This window comes from Acinetobacter haemolyticus CIP 64.3 = MTCC 9819 (genome assembly GCF_000369065.1).
In the GTDB taxonomy this organism is placed as follows: Bacteria; Pseudomonadota; Gammaproteobacteria; order Pseudomonadales; family Moraxellaceae; genus Acinetobacter; species Acinetobacter haemolyticus.
Genome location: NZ_KB849800.1, coordinates 337,494 through 358,013, shown reverse-complemented (window position 1 = coordinate 358,013; position 20,520 = coordinate 337,494). Strand labels below are relative to the sequence as shown.

Sequence of the window (20,520 nt, the reverse complement as noted above, 5' to 3'; positions counted from 1 at the left end):
AACAAAGCCTTCCGAAACCATAAAATAGGCTAGATGGAGCAAGAAAAAAGCAGCTATCAAAGCATAGAAATGTGCATCAGCCCGAGTTTGTTCCATCTTTTACTTTAAAACCTAAACAATCTAAAAATTTGATCCATCTTAATAAAAAACCGATACTTTCGTATCGGTTTTTCAACTTCACCAACAAATTTGTCAGTTCTGTAGTCTGTCTTAAACTATTTCAAGCGTAGCATTAAGTGTTGCACTTGGACGCATTACAGCACTTACTTTCGCTGGATCAACTGCATAGTAACCACCGATATCAGCAGCTTTACCCTGCACTTCACTTAATTCAGCAAGAATTTTTTGTTCATTTTCAGCGAGTGCTTTTGCTAGAGGAGCAAACTTCGCTTTTAACTCAGCATCTTCATCTTGAGCAGCTAATGCTTCTGACCAATACAACGCTAAATAGAAATGACTACCACGGTTATCAAGTTCACCTGTACGACGTGATGGAGACTTGTCGTTATCCAACAATTTTCCTGTCGCTTGATCAAGTGTCTTGGCAAGCAATTTTGCACGGTTATTGTCTTCTTTGATACCAAGTTCTTCTAAAGACACAGCCAATGCAAGGAACTCACCAAGGGAATCCCAACGTAAGTGGTTTTCTTCAACTAACTGCTGTACATGTTTCGGTGCTGAACCACCCGCACCTGTTTCATACATGCCACCACCCGCCATTAACGGCACGATAGACAACATTTTCGCAGAAGTACCCAATTCCATGATTGGGAATAAATCAGTTAAGTAATCACGAAGAATATTACCCGTCACAGAAATCGTATCCAAACCACGCGCTACACGCTCAAGCGTATAACGCATTGCACGTACTTGCGACATGATTTGAATATCTAAACCTTCAGTGTCATGATCTTTCAAGTATTTTTCAACTTTCTTGATCAGTTCATTTTCGTGTGGGCGGTATGGGTCAAGCCAGAAAATCGCAGGCATACCAGAGTTACGTGCACGTGTTACTGCAAGTTTCACCCAATCACGAATTGGTGCGTCTTTCACCTGACACATGCGCCAGATATCACCTTCCTCAACATTTTGAGACATCAACACTTCACCTGTTTCAAGATCAGTGATGTTGGCAACACCCGCTTCTGCAATTTCAAACGTTTTATCGTGTGAACCGTATTCTTCTGCCTTTTGCGCCATCAAACCGACGTTTGGCACAGTACCCATCGTACGTGGATCAAAGTTACCATTCCACTTACAGAAATTGATCATTTCTTGGTAGATACGTGCGAACGTTGACTCAGGCATTACTGCTTTACAATCGTACGGTTTACCATCAGCACCCCACATTTTACCGCCACCACGAATCATTGCAGGCATAGATGCATCCACAATCACATCATTTGGTGAATGGAAATTGGTAATACCTTTTGCAGAATCAACCATTGCAAGTGCAGGACGGTGCTCTTGGCAAGCATGTAAGTCTTCGATGATTTCTTCACGCAAAGAAGTCGGCAATGTCTCAATCTTTTCATAAAGACCAGCCATACCGTTATTCACGTTAATGCCTAACTCATCGAATAATTTGCCGTGCTTTTCAAACGCATCTTTGTAGTAAATTTTCACGCAGTGACCAAATACGATTGGGTGTGACACCTTCATCATGGTCGCTTTTACGTGTAAAGAGAACAAAATGCCCGCTTCACGACAATCTTCAAGTTCTTTTTCATAAAAGTCGCAAAGCGCCTTTTTGCTCATGAACATTGAATCAATGATTTCACCATCTTGTAACGCAACTTTTGGCTTAAGCACGATGGTTTCACCACTTTTGGTGATGAGTTCCATTTTTACATTACGTGCACGGTCAAGTGTCATCGACTTTTCACCGTGGTAAAAGTCGCCTTCATCCATATGAGAAACGTGAGTTTGTGACCATTGCTTCCACTCGCTCATTGAGTGCGGGTGTTTTTTCGCATAGTTTTTAACAGCCGCAGGCGCACGACGATCAGAGTTACCTTCGCGTAAAACTGGATTTACCGCTGAACCAAGACATTTACCATAACGCGCCTTGATTTCCTTTTCTTCCTCAGTTGTTGGATTTTCAGGATAATCAGGAATTGCATAGCCCTTAGACTGCAGCTCTTTTATGCATGAGGTTAACTGCGCTACAGAAGCACTGATATTTGGAAGTTTGATAATATTTGTATCAGGATCCTGAGTACGACGACCAAGTTCTGCAAGATTATTCGTTACCTTCTGTTCGTCATTTAGGTAATCCGAAAACTCTGCAAGTACCCGTGCAGCAACAGAGATATCACTTTTAACGATCTCGATGCCTGCAGGCTTAGTAAAAGTCTCAATGATTGGCAGTAGCGAATAGGTCGCCAACAGTGGCGCCTCATCAGTCAGTGTGTAAATGATTGTTGACTTCCCACTAGCCATATATAGCCCCTTGTGTTGGATTGAGTTTTGAGGGTCGAACTTGTGGCCCAACCCCTAAGAACCGATGTGCTTAAATAAAACCCTGAGAGTATCAGCCCTGATCGCATCTCAGTCAACGCAATATCCAGTGATAACGACATTTCGCTACGAAATAGTAGTAGCAAGTTGGAGTTTTATCTCCTGCAAATCGGTTAGCTTAAGTAAAACATGAGAGTATGAACCGTACCGGGTTTGTCGGAGACCAAGCTTTCTGAGAGAATGTCCCGATGAAAAAAGTAAAATATACCCCTGAAATCAGAGAAAGAGCGGTTCAATTATTGATTGAATCCGAGAAAGATTATCCATCGAATTGGGCTGCGATCACCGCTATTGCTCCCAAGATAGGTTGTACTCCTGAAACTCTACGTGTTTGGTATCAAAAATATTTAGATAAACAAAACCCAATTAAAGTACAGCAACTTTCAGATCAAGAACGTATTAAACAACTCGAACGTGAAAATAAAGAACTGCAACGTGCTAACGAAATTCTACGTAAAGCAGCCGCTTTTTTCGCCCAGGCGGAGCTCGACCGCCCACACAAATAATGGTAGATTTCATCCATAACAATAAGGCGTTATATGGTGTTGAGGCGATTTGCAGGATTTTACCGATCGCGGCTTCTACCTATTATCGAACACTAGATTTCGTTGAAAACCCAGAACATCGAGCAAAGCGAGATCTACATGACTTGCATCATGCTGAACAAATTAAACGAATTTGGAAGGAAAGTTCAGGTCGATATGGTGTGCGTAAAGTTTGGCAAAAATTGAAACGTGAAGGCTATGTTATTGCTCGCTGTACAGTTGCTCGATTGATGCAAAAACTAGGTATACAAGGTGTTTGGCGTGGTAAGAATAAACAAACTACCCGTAGCCGAGAGGATCAAAAACGAGCAGATGACTTGGTGAAACGCAATTTTAGTGCTGATCATCCTGACCAGCTATGGGTCGCTGACTTCACGTATATTCAAACAAATTCAGGCTGGGTTTATACTGCATTTATTATTGATGTCTTCTCACGAGCAATTGTTGGATGGAAAGTATCGACACGGATGAATACAGATATGGTGCTCGATGCACTTGAGCAAGCGTTACATGCTCGAGACATGCCAAAGAATGTGATTCACCATAGTGACAGAGGGGTTCAATATCTTTCCATTCGCTATACCAATCGTTTAGAAGCAGCAAATTTACGAGCATCAGTCGGTACGACCGGTGATTCATACGATAATGCTTTGGCTGAAACAGTGAATGGCTTATACAAAACAGAGGTGATTGAATATTTAAAAGCAGATTGGCAAGGTTTAGCGGATGTACAACTTGCGACATTAAATTGGGTAGATTGGTTCAATAAAGAGCGTGTACATAGTGCACTAGGTTATGTGCCACCTTTTGATTTTGAAGCAATGTACTATGATAAAATTAATCCGTTAGGTCAGGTGGCCTAACTTAAATAAAAAGTCTCCGACAAACCCGGTACGGTTCAGTATCAGTACTGATCACTTCTCAGTCAATGCAATATATCGAGATAACGACATTTCAATACGAAATACTACAAAACGAATATTATTTGTTCGGGTTCAAGACTTAGATTGATGAGAGTTTCAGCTCAACATTTTATTTAGAACGACTTCCGATCATAAGTGATCGAAATCAATCTGAATATTCGACTCTAGTTTTATTTACACTTTTTAAACTTATTTTTTACCAAATGATTAAAATTAGTTTTTTTTATTTCAGGATAGATCAAATGATGAAAGTTTTCGTTCCATTAGTCGCTATGACTCTTTCTTCTTTTAGCTTTGCTCAAAATCCACTAAGTGTACATGTGCTCAACTTAGAAAATGGGCTCCCTTCTGCTGGGGTTAAGGTTATTCTGGAAAAACAAGAAAATAATCAATGGAAAGTGCTCAATAACAATATAACTAATCAGCAAGGACGTATTACGGATTTATATCCCAAAGACTCACCACTTCAAAAAGGGATTTATAAAGTCACGTTCAAAACAGGAGAATGGTTTGAACAGCACAAGCAGAGTTCATTTTTTCCAGAAGTGCCAGTCATTTTCTCTATAGATGGAAAACTTGAACATTACCATATTCCACTTTTAATTAGCCCTTATGGTTATTCAACTTATCGTGGTAATTAACCTCATCCTAATCTATATATATTTGCGAAGATTGAATCATAGAAAAGCAGCCTTCAAATTAGACGATGTATCTAACCTGAAGGCTGTAATCTAGATTTTTCCTGAAATAATAGAATTACGAATACTTCATCGGAAGTTGTGTCTACGATCCTTTGATCAAGATGCTAACCAAGTATCAAGTTTGGCTTGGTCTTCAACATTTAAATCAACTGTAGTCAATGGATTTTCCCCACCATTCAACTCAAATGTTAATAGCTCATCTCGGCGGAAAGCATAAACCGTATATGTACCTTGCTGTTTTGCATATTTCGCCAGAAGCTTTTCCGAAGCCTTAACACCATCAATCGCAATAATGACATCATTTGCTGATAAACCAGCTTGAGCTGCCACACCTTCACGACGTACTTGTTGCACAACAACACCTTCAGTTTTATCGAGCAATTTCAAACCAAAAGGCAAGGCTTTTTCGTTTTTAAGCACGTAACTTAAACCAAACTCAGGTAATAATTGGTCTAATGGCAGTTCGTCAGTGGTATTGATCAAGTGATTAATCTGCTCAATCCAATCATCGCCTGTCAGCGCTTTGCACAAATCAAAGATTGTATGCTCATTGACTTGAATACCCTGCTGAGTATTTTCGTACAAACGGCGCATTAACGCATCCAAGCTAGAACCACGTAAACGAAGCCCAAAGTCTAAACACAGCGCAACTAGACTACCTTTATTGTAGTAACTAGTACCTGCATTATTAGAATTTTCATCTTGGCGGTAAAATTTAATCCAAGCATCAAAACTTGACTCAGAAACCGTTTGAATGAAACGTCCTGGATTTTGCAAATAACGATCAATTTGCCCTTTCAATAAATCTAAATACGATTTCTGAGAAATCACACCACTACGTAATAAAATCAAATCATCATAATAAGAAGTGAAACCTTCAAAGATCCACAATAGGCTAGTGTAACCTTCTTTGTGTAAATCATAATTGGCAAAGTTATCTGGTCGAATAAACTTCACTAACCATGAGTGAAAATATTCATGGCTGCATAGACCTAAGAAACGTTGATAGTCCTTTGAAGGTTCTTCAGCTTCGTCAAGCTTAGGCAAATCATCTCGTGGTGTAATCAAACTGGTGCTATTGCAATGTTCCAAACCACCATAGCTATTGCCTGTCGCCATCGTCATAAAGGTATAGTTTTGAAATGGCGCAGAACCAAACATCTCTATTTCAGTTCGACAGATTTTTTCAATATCTGCTTGCATACGCTCTAAATTGGTATTGTGTTTTCCAGAAATCACAAACTCATGTGGAATGCCATGACTTTCAAAACTAAAACGACTTTGTTCTGCTAGCTCAAAAGGACTGTCAATCAATTGATCATAATTATCCGCTTTTAAGGTAAAACGTCCTTTGACTAAACTTTTAGAAGTTAAGCCCGTAGCAATCTGAAAATGCTTCAACTCATCTGGCAAGAACAGCTCAACTTCACATGGGGCTTGCTCCTGATCCTGAAGTCCCAAACAAACACAGGCTGGATTGACATAGAGTCGTGTTTGATCAACATAAGCACCACGTACAGATAGATCATAAGCATAGACATCATATTCAACCGTAATCAACTCATGGTCGGTATTGAATAAACGCCAACGATTCTTCTCTGTTTTTTTAATACTGAGCAAACGTCCGGCTTCATCAGATGCTTTCACAGATTCAATATGCTTAGAGAACTCTCGAATTAAATAACTGCCCGGAATCCACGTCGGTAGCCAAAGCTCTTGATTTGGATTTGCAAGAAAACGAAGCGTGACATGAATAAGGTGTTGGCGATAATCGTCGAATTCAATTTGATAATGCAGCATAGTTCAAACTAAAAAATAAAAAATTTCCCACAGCTTAGCATTTTTTTACAAACTCATGCGTAGATGTCTTAAATGTCAGCAAAAGTTGCTAGATTCTTCTACGAAAAAGTCATAGCATGCTTTTTTCGCATTCCATGCCCATGGATTGGCTGCACAAGGTGTTCTCGTGAAATTTTTCCTATCGCTCTTTACCTTATTAAGTTTATTTTGTGCAAATCTTGCACATGCGACTTTACTTAATATCTCCCCTGAAACTGTCGAAGCTCAAGCATGGTCTATTGTCGATGCACAATCAGGACAAATCATCGCCGAGCATAATAGCCATGTGCAACGTGCTCCAGCATCTTTGACAAAAATGATGGTGGCATATGTGGCATTGAAGGAAATTAAAGCTGGAAAATTACGTAAAGAGGATGTGCTCACAGCAACGCCTGTAGTAAATACAGTAATGTGGGACGAATCACAAATGTATTTAAAAGAAGGTGAACAGATTTCTGTTGATCAACTTTTAGCAGGTTTAATTGTCATGTCTGCCAATGATGCCGCATTGACGCTTGCTGAGAAAATTTCGGGTAGCGTGCCTCAGTTCATCATACGTATGAACCAAGAAGCTCAAGCCTTAGGCATGAAAGATACTCATTTTAGCAATCCTGCGGGTATCACGATGCCAGATCATTACTCAACAGCAGCAGATTTGGGCTTATTAGCACAAGCGATTGTAACCAAAACACCTGAATATCTTTATTATTCAAAAATGCCAAGTTTTAGTTACAACCAACGTTTCCATCGCGCAACGAATCTTGCTCTAAAAATGGACCCAACAGCAGATGGTCTAAAAACAGGTTTTACCAAAGCTGCTGGTTATAACTTGGCTCTAACAGCAGAACGCCCAACCTTAAATCCACATATCGATAAACGCCGCTTAATCGTCATCGTACTTGGCACACCAAATGCCATCAAACGTGCAGAGGTCGCGAACAAGTTAATGAACTTGGCTTATGCTTATACCCGTGACGAAGAAGTGATCCCAAAACATCAACTGATCGCGGAGTTGCCAGTCATTCGTTCAACCCTCAAAATCTTCAAAGTTGAGACACAGCAACCGACAATTGTGACGACTTCACTATATGACCAAGCCACACCAATCGATTTAAATCAGTTTGATGCACTGACCCAACGTCTTCAAGTTGTGGATGAAAATGGTGTAAAAATCATTGAGCCACTCCAAAACACGCATACGCGGGTTAATATTGAACTCAATGAGCAACGCTTAACGGCACCACTCACCCAAGCAATGAATTTAGCGACTGTATCTATTTATCAAAATAATCAATTACTTCGTAGTCTACAGATTGAAAATGAAGTACAGATTGAAGAAGCAAATATTTTCCAGAAAATTATGTTGTGGTTTTCTAACTTATTTTCATTCTTCTCAACAAATGATACAAAAGCTGCCAAACTTTATCCTTTAAATCAAGGGTAAAAAACCAACTATTTTTCTCAAGATTAACCATACAAGATTGAAAAAAGGATGGCATAATCCAACCATCCTTTCACAAAAACAATTAGGTTAATCATGAGCAAAACCTTACATCATATCGTGATTGTGGGTGGTGGCGCAGGTGGTTTAGAACTTGCGACACAACTAGGCGAACGTTTTGGTAAACATAAAAAAGCCAAAATCACCTTAGTCGATCAGAACCTCACCCACATTTGGAAACCTCTCCTACACGAAATTGCCGCAGGCTCACTTAACCCCCACGAAGAACAAACCAATTATTTCGCCCACGCAGAAAAGCATCATTTTGAGTTCGTCCTCGGTACCCTGATTGCTGTCAATAAAGATCAAAAACAAATTACACTTTCTCCTCCACAGCTTTCTAAAGAACACACCCCTGCTATTCAAAGTTTAAACTATGACACATTGGTGATCGCAGTTGGCTCTGTATCAAATGACTTTGGTACAGAAGGTGTACGCGAACATTGTCATTTCCTAGACAGTCGTCAACAAGCTGATATTTTCCAACAAGATTTATTTCATCTTTATATTGAGGCACAAAATCAATCGACTGAACGTGCTTTAAATATCGGGATTGTTGGTGCTGGTGCAACAGGTGTTGAACTTGCAGCAGAGTTGATTGAAACTACCAAGAATTTTTATCGCTATGGGTTAAAGAAAATCAATCCGAAACAAGTCAAAATTACCCTCATTGAAGCTTCTGATCGCATCTTACCAGCACTCAATGAGAAAACAGCAGCACATAGTGCCAAGCAATTGCAAAAAATGGGAATTGAAATTCTAACCCAGCACAAAGTGCAAAAAGTTGATGATTCCAATGTCTATTTTAGTAACGGCAATGTCATCCATTCTGATATTACAGTTTGGGCAGCAGGCGTTAAAGCACCTAAGATATTAGAAGCTTTAAATGATTTTAAACGCGATAAAATCAATCGTTTAATGGTATATGCGACCTTACAAACTTATTCGGATCCGAATGTTTTTGCATTTGGAGATTGCGCCCATTGCCAACTGGATGCACGTCAACCACCTCTCGGACCTCGTGCACAAGTTGCCAGCCAGCAAGCGAGTTTTTTAGTTGATGCGATGGCAGCACGTTTAAACCACTCACCACAACCGATGTTTGTCTTTAATGATAAAGGCTCATTGGTTTCATTAAGCCGAAATCAGGCTGTAGGTGAGTTATTGGGTGACGTGAGTGTGCAAGGTTTTATTGCCAAAACGATGTATGTATCTTTGTATCGACTGCATCAAGCCAACATTCATGGTTATACACAGGCAGGAATGTTAACCATGAAAGATTTGCTTACCCGTCGTGTTCGCCCAAAAATTAAACTGTACTGAGTTGAAAACATAAATTTCGTTCCCATTTATAACGAAATCGTTTCAAAAAGTGGAAAATAGTCAACAAAATCGACTTTTCACTTTATGATGTACACCTGAACTCTTTGAATGGATTAACAACATGACTGCTATTGCAAATAACCACGTGGTTTCATTCCACTACACTTTAACAAACGCTGAGGGTGAAACACTTGATAAATCTCAAGGTGAACCACTTGCATATTTGCACGGCGCAGGGAACATCATTCCTGGTTTAGAAAACGCACTTACAGGTAAAACTGTAGGTGAGAAATTCACTGTAAATGTTCCTGCAGCAGAAGGTTACGGTGAATACAACCCTGAACTTGTTCAAGAAGTTCCAGCTCAAATGTTCCAAGGTGTAGACAACATTCAACCTGGTATGCAATTCCAAGCGCAAACTGATGATGGTGTACAAATCGTAACTGTTAAAGCAATCGAAGGCGACAACGTTGTTGTTGATGCAAACTTCCCACTTGCTGGTCAAGATCTTACTTTTGAAGTAGAAATCGTTGAAATTCGTGATGCTTCTCAAGAAGAGTTAGATCACGGTCACGTACACGGTGCAGGTGGTCACCACCACTAATTCTTTTAGAATTAGCACAACTAAAAAGCAAAGCTTCGGCTTTGCTTTTTCTTCACATTCACTTTTATAAAATAAGAAAGATACCTTACTTCGAATAAATTGAGTGGTTCTTACTTTATGCAAAGCGATTATCAACTGATTTGGTTTCGCCAAGATCTCAGAATCCATGACCATGCCGCCCTTTGGCATGCAACACAAACAGGGCCTACAGTTGCGCTAGTGATCTTGTCACCTGAACAATGGCAACTACATGATGATGCACCCATAAAAATCGACTTCTATCTTCGTCAACTACAACAATTACAAATTGCGTTGCAATCTCTCAATATTCCTTTAATTGTTCAGCATTTACCACTTTGGAAAGATATAACACAGCTCTTTGCAGATTTAATGCAAAATATCCCAATTCAGCAGGTATATGCCAATATTGAACTAGGGGTTAATGAACTAAAACGAGATAACGAGGTACAAAAATTATTAAACCAACAAAACAAAGAACTGGTACTTTTTCATGACCGTACACTTTTTCCAGTAGCGTCGATTCGTAATCAGAGCCATCAGCCCTATCAAGTTTTTAGTGCTTTTAAAAAAGTCTGTTATCAACGCTTGCAACAAAGCTTACCCCAATGCTATCCAGTACCTGAAGGGCAGCAGCCGATCAACATCGATCCGTACCCCTCACTTGAAGATTTCAAAGAGCTACAACTTAAATATACTCAGCAACTTAATCATCTAACACAACAATGGCCAGTAGGCGAATCCTATGCATTAACATTACTCGATCAATTTATCCATGACAGATTGGACGATTATAAAAATGCCCGCGACTTCCCTGCACAAGCAGGCACCAGCCAACTATCTGCTTATTTAAATATTGGCATTCTCTCTATCCGTCAATGTCTACAGGCACTATTCCGTAAACAACATGGCGATTTTGTGATTGAGTCTGAAGGCCAGCAAACATGGCTGGATGAACTACTCTGGCGAGAATTTTATCAGCATATTTTGTTCGACTACCCACGTGTTTCAAAACACTTACCATTTCAGCTTTCAACCCAAAAAATCAACTGGTGTGATGATCCAGTTGCGCTGCAACAATGGCAACAGGGTCATACCGGTATTCCAATCGTCGATGCAGGTATGCGACAACTCCTTGCAACAGGTTGGATGCACAATCGAGTACGTATGATTTGCGCCATGTTTCTGAGTAAAAATCTTTTGATTGATTGGCGAAAAGGGGAACAATGGTTTATGCAGCACCTTATAGATGGTGATCTAGCTGCAAACAATGGTGGCTGGCAATGGTGTGCTTCAACAGGTACCGATGCTGCACCGTATTTCCGTATATTTAATCCAATTAGCCAATCACAAAAATTTGATCCAAATGGCGACTATTTACGACAATGGATTCCCGAACTTGCTCATTTAGATGCTAAATCCATCCATGAGCCTTACGCTTACAAAATGAATTCTAGTCTTAACTATCCAATACCAATCGTTGATTTAAAAAGTAGCCGAGCACGGGCTATCGCCGCTTTTAAAGAATAGATTTGGATTATTTATCAACCGACTCAGTAACATATAGACAACACTACATGTTACTGACTATAAATTACTTGACAAAGTCAACAACATAAAACTATCGCAATCACTATAAAATAGTGCTACTTTTATCACAAAAGACAATATTAAAACGTAAGCATCCGGCTAACACAGCCTTACCAAGCGATCCTATAAGCCTTAATTTAGTTCCCACCTAAAAACAAGTGGGGACTTAATCCATGAACATGGATATATATTCAGCAACACCTCCTGTTGCTAAAAAACGCCGAAAATACAGCAAAGAATTCAAACTCAGTATTGTCAATGCCTGCAAAAATCCTAATACCTCGATCGCTTCGGTCGCACTGCAACATAGTATTAATGCCAACCTTGTCAGTCGTTGGATCAGGATCTTCAGCCATCATGAGGGTGCCGTGCAGGATCCTACTCATGTGAATCCAGCATTTATTGCTTTGCCTTACACTGCTGCAATCAGCCAACCTATTGATGAGAGGATCACGTTGTGTATCACCGTGCCTCATACGAATAATGATATTCAGCTAAAATGGCAGACATCAGAAATACCTGCCTTGGCAGAATTACTCAAGGCACTTGCAACATGATCCGCATTGATGAAATCTGGTTGTCTACTCAGCCCATGGACATGCGTGCAGGTATGGATACGACCATGGCTCAGGTGGTGAGAGCCTTTGGCTACATCAAACCGCATTGTGCTTACCTGTTCTGTAATAAACGTGGCCATCGCATGAAAGTGCTGGTACATGATGGATTGGGCATCTGGCTGTGTGCCCGGCGGCTGGAACAGGGCAAATTTCACTGGGCTCAAGTTCACCAAGGTGAAACCGTGGCCCTCAGCCCGGAACAGTTACATTAAAACTAAAATTACTATGCAAAAAAATCCTGCTCCCGCACTCGTCTTATGGATCATTTCGGCTCATATCTTCATGGGTGTAGTGGCTTATGAATGGCTGCCAGCAACTTATCGAGGCAGTTGGATTTTCTTGCTATTGTTGGTCATCGCAGGTGCATACTTAAATATTGGTATGGCATTAATACTCGGTTTGGTGGCATTTGTCGGTATTGCGTTCTATTTCTTTCTTGATCTCGCCAATCAAACTTATATCGAGCGTCAACTGCTCCTATTATTTGTAGCGCCGCTCGCGCCAGTTTTTCTTAGTGCGATCCGTCACAATATTAAAAATGCCTTGGCCTCTTATCGAGCTATTCAAAGTTATGACAGAAATTATCAACATGATATTTTACCGCTTACTGCACTCAAGCACTTTCAGGACCAGCTAAAAAAACTATTACAGTTGACTCATAAAAATCATTATGAAGTGATCAGTATTCAAATTACCAACACCGTGCTCATTCGAGAAATGCTTGGTGAAGATATTTGGAAAGAAACTCAAAATAAGATTATGACGATCTTATCCACTGAGGGTGATAGTATTATCTATCATTTCATCAATGAAGAGTTGAGTGAAATAAAAAGTATCGTAATTCATGAAAATCAAATGGATGAGCAACACCCTACGTCACATTTCCTACAACAACTACAAGAGCTGAATGTTTTAAAACTTAAAGTCGAACAACATACAGAATACCTGTCACAAGTAGACCGAGAGGTGCACTGATGTCAGTACTTCTTAATATTTGTGGTCTGCTGGTTGCAACCGAACATTACCCAGACATGACTTTACAACAACTTTATCAGCAGTATTATCACTGCTCAATTCAACCAGCAAAATCAGAGTCAAGTCCACATATTCAATCTTCTGAAATGGTTTCAGAGATCTTTTCTCAGCCTGCAACATGGTGGCCCGTTTTTACAGCAGATCAACTCCAATCGAATAGTTTTAAAGAGCTTATTGATAAAGGTGTAAAACCAGGCGTTATTTTACCAGATGAGTATTTTAGTTTTTTAACCTACTATCGGATAAAAAAAGCTGTCAATGACGGCGCAATTCCTATCGCGCTCTTTCACATGGAACATTCGAAGTACTTTTCTGCCAAAGCCACTTTTTCTACCGCAATTGGTCTGAGACCATTAGCGACATTGATTGAAACAGGCTGGGATGAAAACCTCATCTCACAACCTGCGGGTAGCTATATCATTCAATCGGATAATAAACAAAACCTACCAATACCCGCACGTAAGATCCAACATCATCAGCACTTCTTTTATCAAGCCAATCATAACTATGCTCAAAACTCTGGCTATCAAATTTTAATTAATCCTCCAGCACACTTGCCTGTGAACAGCATAGAATATCCCCAATTGGGAATATCATGGCGTTTTGGTCGTGTTGATTACACCAGTACCCCTGACGGAGTTGAAACCAATCTATTTGGTTATTTCTTAATTGCAATCAGTACTGTTGTGATTCCATTTGACTATCTTTTTTCAACCCATTTTCCTAGTTTATTAAGTAGTTTTGGTAGTTCAGTTTCTTGGATTTCGCTGTTGCTTGGTGGGTCATTACTTTTGATTTTAATCATCTCTATCATTCGTAGGAGAAGACTCAATGCCCGCGATTGATATTCTATTTTTGTTTGGTTTTCTTGGTATTTGGATTCCACAAGCTTTTTGGGCGTGGTTAAGTTATCAGGCATGGAAATACTCGAAAAATGCAGCCAAAGAGTTAGAAAATTTGCCTGTGCCCGCTGAGTGGCCAATGCTCAGTGTCTTGATCCCAGCCTATAACGAAGGTGTAGTGATTGAAGATACGCTCCATGCCATTGCGCAACAAGACTACCCTGCACATGCCTATGAAGTGTTATTAATCAATGACGGCTCTAAAGACAATACTCTTGAGATCGCTGAACGCATGGCGGAGATTTATCCGTGCATTAAAATTGTGAATGTCCCGAAAGGTATGGGAGGTAAAGGTAAATCTCGGACCTTAAACAATGGTCTACCTCATGCCAAAGGTGAGTTAATTATTGTCTATGATGCCGATAGTACGCCCGAACCAGACTGCGTTCGACTATTGGCTCAAACCTTATTGGCAGATAAAAAACTGGTTGCCGTCAATGGCAAAGTCCGCACCCGAAATTGGCGCGATAGTATTTTGACTCGCTTTATTGCCATCGAGTTTATTTTCTTTCAATGGATCTTCCAAGGAGGCCGATGGCAACGTTTTGAATTATCGACCTTGATGGGAACCAACTATGTCATATGGCGGGATGCACTAGAAACATTGGGAGGATTTGATGAAAAATCATTGGTTGATGACACTGAAATGAGCTTCAGAATCTTTCTAGGGCAAAAGCGAATCAAATGGGTACCTTATGCCGTAGGTTGGCAACAAGACCCGCCATCACTGAGTGTTTTTGTCAAACAACGATCACGTTGGACTCAAGGTAATTTCTATGTGACCAGTAAATATCTACCGATTGCATTAAGAAAACCTTTTCCAATTGGTATCGAAATTTTCAACAACATAATGTGTTATGTCCTATTCGTACCTGCGCTGATTTGGAGTCATATCACTCTAACACTTGGCTTACTTGGCATAGCGGGGATCACCTTACCCGGACCATTTACAGTGTTATGGGCATTATCATTTTGTTTATATGTCGCACAAATGTGGTTCACCCTATCGCTTGAAAGAGTTAAACCCCAACTTTATTTCTTTTCAGTTTTATCTTACATCACATATTCACAGATCTTTTTATTCATCGTATTTAAAGCAGCCTACGACATGTTGAAAAATAAGATACAAGGGAATTCACTACAGTGGTACAAAACTGAACGTAGCAAAGAGAGAAAATAAATGAAAAAAAATCGACTCAACCATCCTGTTTTCAAAATTCTGTTAGCAAGTGCGACTCTCTCGTAAGCATCCGGCTAACACAGCCTTACCAAGCGATCCTATAAGCCTTAATTTAGTTCCCACCTAAAAACAAGTGGGGACTTAATCCATGAACATGGATATATATTCAGCAACACCTCCTGTTGCTAAAAAACGCCGAAAATACAGCAAAGAATTCAAACTCAGTATTGTCAATGCCTGCAAAAATCCTAATACCTCGATCGCTTCGGTCGCACTGCAACATAGTATTAATGCCAACCTTGTCAGTCGTTGGATCAGGATCTTCAGCCATCATGAGGGTGCCGTGCAGGATCCTACTCATGTGAATCCAGCATTTATTGCTTTGCCTTACACTGCTGCAATCAGCCAACCTATTGATGAGAGGATCACGTTGTGTATCACCGTGCCTCATACGAATAATGATATTCAGCTAAAATGGCAGACATCAGAAATACCTGCCTTGGCAGAATTACTCAAGGCACTTGCAACATGATCCGCATTGATGAAATCTGGTTGTCTACTCAGCCCATGGACATGCGTGCAGGTATGGATACGACCATGGCTCAGGTGGTGAGAGCCTTTGGCTACATCAAACCGCATTGTGCTTACCTGTTCTGTAATAAACGTGGCCATCGCATGAAAGTGCTGGTACATGATGGATTGGGCATCTGGCTGTGTGCCCGGCGGCTGGAACAGGGCAAATTTCACTGGGCTCAAGTTCACCAAGGTGAAACCGTGGCCCTCAGCCCGGAACAGTTACAGGCACTGATCCAAGGTTTGCCCTGGCAGCGCATTGGACGACAGCAGGTGGTGACGATGCTTTAAACCAGGCTCGACCATTCTGCTATTCTCCAAACGTTCTATTTCATTCTTCTCATGACCTCAGGCATACTGCGGTCATGAATACGCTGCCTGACTTAAGCCAACTGACCCATGAACAACTGCTGGAATTCACCAGGCAGTTGGCGCTGCAGCATCAGTCTCTAGCACAATCAAACCAACAATTGGATGCCAAAGTTCAACATCTTTCTATTCTCAATCAAAAATACGAGCATGAACTGGCGCTGTTTAAAAAGCACAAATTCGCCCAAAAGAATGAACACTTAACGGCAAAACAAATCCATCTGTGGGATGAAGCGGTTGAAGAAGATATTGCCGCGGTTGATCTAGAACTGGAACGGCTAAATGCAGATAAAACCAATGCAGCGACACAGAAAGCCAAAACCAATAAACCTAAACGTCGACCACTGCCAGATCATCTACACACCATCCGTATTGAGCATGAACCTGCATCAACCCAATGTGCTTGTGGCTGCCAACTCCGTCGTATCGGCGAAGATGTCAGTGAAAAACTGCATTTCAGACCGGCACAGTTCTATAAGGAACAGCATGTGCGTGGTAAATGGGTCTGTGATCAGTGTGACACTCTAACTCAGCAAGCGATGCCCGCCTATGTGATTGATAAAGGCATTGCTTCACCTGAATTGCTCAGCCATGTGCTGGTATCGAAGTATGCCGATCATTTGCCGCTGTACCGTCAGCGCCTGATCTATCAGCGGGCTGGCATTGATCTGTCCAGATCCACTTTATCTGACTGGATAGGTCGCTGCGGTGTAGAACTGGAACCTCTGGCCAATGCCTTAAAAGAGGTGGTGCTGCAACAGCGGGTGCTGCATGCAGATGAAACACCGGTCACCATCATGCGGATGGGTGAGAATAATAAAAAACCGAAGAAAGGTTATGTCTGGGCCTATGCCACCACACAGTATAATCCAGTTCAGGCGGTGATCTATGACTTTCAGGATAGTCGTTCAGGCCAGCATGCTGAAGAGTTCTTGAAAGGCTGGCAGGGCTATCTAGTCTGTGATGATTACAGTGGTTATAAAGCACGTTTTAAATCAGGCCAGGTGATTGAGGTGGGGTGCATGGCCCATGCACGTCGTAAATTCCATGAACTGCATGTAACTGGGAAAAGTCAGGTTGCTGAACAGGCCTTAGTGCTGATTCAGAAACTGTATGCGATAGAAGCAGAACTCAGGAAAAAGACCGATGGTACAGCGGAAGACCGCCGCGAATACCGACAACAGCATAGTCAACCAGTGATGCAACAACTATATGAATGGCTCAACCAACATCATCTGACAGTGCCATCGAGTTCTCCCACCGCCAAGGCTATCAATTACACTCTGAAGCGTTGGCCAGCCTTAAGCCGCTATCTGGATGATGGCAATCTACCGATATGCAACAATTGGGTAGAGAATCAGATGCGTCCCTGGGCGTTGGGACGCAAGAACTGGCTGTTTGCAGGTTCGCTGCGCAGTGGTCAGCGAGCGGCAAACATCATGACTTTAATCCAGTCAGCAAAGCTGAATGGCTTGGATCCGTATGCCTATTTAAGTGATGTGCTGAAAAGGTTACCGACACACAAAGTGACCCAAATTGAAGAATTGCTGCCGCACTGCTGGAAACCTAAATCGAATTAAAAAATAGGTATGGGATTCAGCGGACGCTTACACTCTCTCTTTGCCCGTATTTGCTCTAGCAGATTCTTGGAATACATGGAAATTTGATAATATTAATACGTCAAACAAATACACGATCGAGCCACACTACTTCTATGTAGGTAAGGGTTCTGAGTGGCAAAGTATTCGTTTTAGCAGCGATTATTCGACTGAACATTTCACTACTTTACTGGTGAAATATGATGATAAGTTGATTTATAACACTGTGTTAAACGGTGATGGTAAACTGGAATTTAATATTCCCGCTGCTGATAGTGGTTTTCATCGCTTAGACTTTATTTTACAGCAATATTCACCCCGAACCTCGCCAGCTGCTGATCGTACAACCTTCTGTAGCGAAGATATTGATCAAGTCACGTATTTAAGTAACTCAAAAATTGACTATGCACGACATCGACCAGTCTATCGTTTAAAAGATCTGCCCGATGCCTTATTTAATCCACAAATTGTCAGACCTACACCATTCGTAGGCGTACTCAAATTCAACCCTGCCAATGTCAATGAAGCATCGATGCTCGGTCGTCTCATGAACGCATGGGGATCTGTTACCCCTGTCCAATGGTATGAACAAAATCCACCAACTGGCCAAGCCGCCGATTTCTTAATTGAAATTTCAAAATCGCCTACACCGCTATCTCAAGGTACTTTAGTTCAGATTAGTTCTGAAAATAATGTGCCAACTTTGCAAATTAAATATGATCACCCTCAAAAACTAGTCTCAGCAATTAACGGATTACTCAATCCAAATTACTTAGAGCAACTCAATACTTCTGCCACGTTTCTACCCGATAAACTTGCAGCACCAACATGGGCAAAAATCAAACAGATTAAAACATTGGCGGATTTAGGCATCAGTGATTTTCGACTCAACCAAGCTGAAAGAAACCTGTTCCTCAACTTCCCTGCTGTTTGGCAACCTACAGATATTTTGCAAGGACAAATTGCGTTACGCGTCCAGAGTGGCTTATTAGAAGGCTCTAATATCACCACTTGGATTGATGGTGGATTGGCAGGTAGTCTGAAAACTGCAGAATTAGATTCTGACCCTGTAAATCGTCAATTTAACTATTTCGCAAAAACCATTTCAAATAGCACATCATTTCACTTAAAACTCGAAAATTCTGTGATCGTAAACTCACAATGTTTACCTACAGCAAAAGGCTCTTTATGGATTGATACTGAGAAATCCACGGTCAAATTACCACATAAACTCAAAAATGGTGTGGCATCACTATCGATGGCATTTGCCACACATCCAACCATTGCGATTGATGGCGAACCTGGTAGTTTAGAAATTGCGCTAATTTTGAGTCAAACAGCAAAACGAATGCTACTGACCAATGATCCATTGCCATTGAATTTCGTCAAATTTGACCCAGCAAAGCCCGAATTAATTAATGTTCAAGTCAATCCTAATATTTATCGCCAGCAAGTCTCTATGCATCGAGATACTGTTTATGCACCTGCTGCGGCTAAGGGTTTTTTAGTGCGTTTTCATGAACAACGTTTTGATGTTTTGACGGACTCCATTGATGGCGCTCAAAACTTCACGAAGTTTTGGGAGAAAATTCAACAAAATATTCCCAATAACGCCAGTAAAATCTTGGTGACACAGAACGGTCAAGTCTTTACTTTACAAAAAATTATTGTCGGTAATCAAAAAGCACCTCTGGTTCAGCAGTCATCTTTCTTTATCTTGGTGCTTATCATTTCTGCTATTATGATTTTGGCAATCTTGCTTTGGTACTGGCGAAAAAAACCGAATGCTAAAAATAAGGCAGAATAATTTCAAACTCATTATTATTTTCTTTTTTTCAACCATAATTTTTTTGGGCGGCTGCATACATTTTTCTCAATCTGAAATGCAGCCTGCTCATATTGAAGGAATTTTTTGGCAACCAGATTTAGCTACCACCCCACCCAAAGGCAACTGGAACCTACTCGGGGTTTCTACATTTGTTCCACAATGGTCAATTGTTCAATCCAAATCTTGGTTTGATCATGATACTGGCTTTGTAAAGTGGGATAAAAATATAAATCTTCAACAGCTAAACCAAAATGCGTGGGCATCGGAGATTATTCTAGGTTTAGCAGGCGAATATGATGAAAAGCTGGCGCGCTCTCAAGTCATGTTGCTTGCTCAAAACTCTAAACAACTGATTGCACATACTCAATCGATCCCACTCAAAGGATATTATTTTCCAGTTGAGGCCGATCCAACTTGGTTAGGTGTAGGAATATTAGGTCAAGCTTTAACGCAACTTCCAAAACCTTTATGGGTGAGCATTTATAGCGCAGATGAAATGCCAACACATTACGATGTATGGTTAAAAAGTTGGTTGCCTGAGCAGACCAATGTTTTTTTTCAAGATGGCGTTGGTGTTGGCACTCGTTCACCTGAACAAGCAAGGATCATATTAGATGAGCTGCAACATGAATTTGGTAAAGATAAAATTACTATTGTTTTAGAAGCATTTCGAGCAACCAAAAATGGACACTTTCGAGCTGCATATCCTTGGGAAATTATCCAACAATTGAAAGCGTACGAGGGACAAAAAGTTTATATCTTTGATGGCCCCCACTATATGAGCCGTATCAATGTCTATATGATTGCCTTATGGTATAAGCTTAAATATCGCTCATAAAACAAGGCTGTTTCTT

At 40.8% G+C, this 20,520-nt stretch carries 18 protein-coding genes and 1 other annotated feature; of the genes, 16 read left to right on the top strand and 2 right to left on the bottom strand.

Annotation, left to right across the window (positions count from 1 at the left end; genetic code table 11):
• Window positions 1-210: 210 nt before the first annotated feature.
• A complete protein-coding gene (locus F927_RS04415) occupies window positions 211-2,442 on the bottom strand; it encodes an NADP-dependent isocitrate dehydrogenase (RefSeq protein WP_005081824.1) in 2,232 nt (743 codons plus the stop codon).
• Between the two features lie 266 nt (window positions 2,443-2,708).
• Between F927_RS04415 and F927_RS04405 the strand changes: the two genes are divergently transcribed.
• Together F927_RS04405 and uraH are read left to right on the top strand one after the other, a co-directional pair.
• Window positions 2,709-3,928 (top strand): IS3 family transposase gene (locus F927_RS04405; protein WP_111841931.1). Its coding sequence is split into 2 segments (ribosomal slippage): window positions 2,709-2,985 and window positions 2,985-3,928, totalling 1,221 coding nucleotides; the frame shifts between segments, so codons are not numbered across the junction.
• Window positions 2,984-3,100 (top strand) — a sequence feature (AL1L pseudoknot). (Overlaps the previous gene by 117 nt.)
• A 302-nt stretch (window positions 3,929-4,230) precedes the next feature.
• The gene (gene uraH, locus F927_RS04400; protein ID WP_004638351.1) at window positions 4,231-4,629 is read left to right on the top strand and encodes a hydroxyisourate hydrolase; all 399 of its coding nucleotides are present in this window, start codon (window positions 4,231-4,233) and stop codon (window positions 4,627-4,629) included.
• A 156-nt stretch (window positions 4,630-4,785) separates the two neighbouring features.
• On the opposite strand, the gene F927_RS04395 is transcribed toward uraH, so the two are convergent.
• Window positions 4,786-6,489, bottom strand: coding sequence for a M61 family metallopeptidase (locus F927_RS04395; protein WP_005081821.1), 1,704 nt, complete (start codon window positions 6,487-6,489; stop codon window positions 4,786-4,788).
• Window positions 6,490-6,655: 166 nt separating this feature from the next.
• Between F927_RS04395 and F927_RS04390 the strand changes: the two genes are divergently transcribed.
• The 14 genes from F927_RS04390 to F927_RS04325 all read left to right on the top strand — a co-directional run bounded on the left by F927_RS04390 (window position 6,656) and on the right by F927_RS04325 (window position 20,504).
• A complete protein-coding gene (locus F927_RS04390) occupies window positions 6,656-7,972 on the top strand; it encodes a D-alanyl-D-alanine carboxypeptidase PBP6B (RefSeq protein WP_005081819.1) in 1,317 nt (438 codons plus the stop codon).
• A gap of 93 nt (window positions 7,973-8,065) precedes the next feature.
• Complete coding sequence (locus tag F927_RS04385) at window positions 8,066-9,352, top strand: NAD(P)/FAD-dependent oxidoreductase (protein WP_005081817.1); 1,287 nt, start codon at window positions 8,066-8,068, stop codon at window positions 9,350-9,352.
• A 121-nt stretch (window positions 9,353-9,473) separates the two neighbouring features.
• Entirely contained in the window at window positions 9,474-9,956 is a 483-nt protein-coding gene (locus F927_RS04380; RefSeq protein WP_004638347.1) for an FKBP-type peptidyl-prolyl cis-trans isomerase, read from the top strand.
• A 117-nt stretch (window positions 9,957-10,073) separates the two neighbouring features.
• Window positions 10,074-11,504, top strand: a complete 1,431-nt coding sequence (phrB, locus tag F927_RS04375) for a deoxyribodipyrimidine photo-lyase (RefSeq protein WP_005081808.1) — start codon at window positions 10,074-10,076, stop codon at window positions 11,502-11,504.
• 233 nt (window positions 11,505-11,737) lie between these two features.
• On the top strand, window positions 11,738-12,121 hold the full coding sequence (locus F927_RS04370; RefSeq protein WP_001055585.1) for a transposase: 384 nt from the start codon (window positions 11,738-11,740) through the stop codon (window positions 12,119-12,121).
• A complete protein-coding gene (gene tnpB, locus F927_RS04365; RefSeq protein ID WP_005081806.1) occupies window positions 12,118-12,393 on the top strand; it encodes an IS66 family insertion sequence element accessory protein TnpB in 276 nt (91 codons plus the stop codon). Before F927_RS04370 ends, tnpB (F927_RS04365) begins: the two co-directional genes overlap by 4 nt.
• Window positions 12,394-12,406: 13 nt before the next feature.
• Entirely contained in the window at window positions 12,407-13,156 is a 750-nt protein-coding gene (locus F927_RS04360; protein WP_005081805.1) for a hypothetical protein, read from the top strand.
• Window positions 13,156-14,061, top strand: coding sequence for a hypothetical protein (locus F927_RS04355; RefSeq protein ID WP_005081802.1), 906 nt, complete (start codon window positions 13,156-13,158; stop codon window positions 14,059-14,061). Before F927_RS04360 ends, F927_RS04355 begins: the two co-directional genes overlap by 1 nt.
• Window positions 14,048-15,298, top strand: a complete 1,251-nt coding sequence (locus F927_RS04350) for a glycosyltransferase family 2 protein (protein ID WP_004638342.1) — start codon at window positions 14,048-14,050, stop codon at window positions 15,296-15,298. Before F927_RS04355 ends, F927_RS04350 begins: the two co-directional genes overlap by 14 nt.
• A gap of 148 nt (window positions 15,299-15,446) precedes the next feature.
• On the top strand, window positions 15,447-15,830 hold the full coding sequence (locus F927_RS04345) for a transposase (protein ID WP_001055585.1): 384 nt from the start codon (window positions 15,447-15,449) through the stop codon (window positions 15,828-15,830).
• Window positions 15,827-16,162, top strand: coding sequence for an IS66 family insertion sequence element accessory protein TnpB (tnpB, locus tag F927_RS04340; protein WP_000618091.1), 336 nt, complete (start codon window positions 15,827-15,829; stop codon window positions 16,160-16,162). The genes F927_RS04345 and tnpB (F927_RS04340) overlap by 4 nt, the downstream gene beginning before the upstream one ends.
• A 74-nt stretch (window positions 16,163-16,236) precedes the next feature.
• The gene (locus tag F927_RS04335) at window positions 16,237-17,820 is read left to right on the top strand and encodes an IS66-like element ISAba25 family transposase (protein WP_005080957.1); all 1,584 of its coding nucleotides are present in this window, start codon (window positions 16,237-16,239) and stop codon (window positions 17,818-17,820) included.
• A gap of 40 nt (window positions 17,821-17,860) precedes the next feature.
• Window positions 17,861-19,645, top strand: a complete 1,785-nt coding sequence (locus tag F927_RS04330) for a hypothetical protein (RefSeq protein ID WP_005081799.1) — start codon at window positions 17,861-17,863, stop codon at window positions 19,643-19,645.
• Window positions 19,623-20,504: an alpha-amylase family protein gene (locus F927_RS04325; RefSeq protein ID WP_171057135.1), complete on the top strand. Its 882-nt coding sequence runs from the start codon at window positions 19,623-19,625 to the stop codon at window positions 20,502-20,504. The genes F927_RS04330 and F927_RS04325 overlap by 23 nt, the downstream gene beginning before the upstream one ends.
• Window positions 20,505-20,520 lie beyond the last annotated feature (16 nt).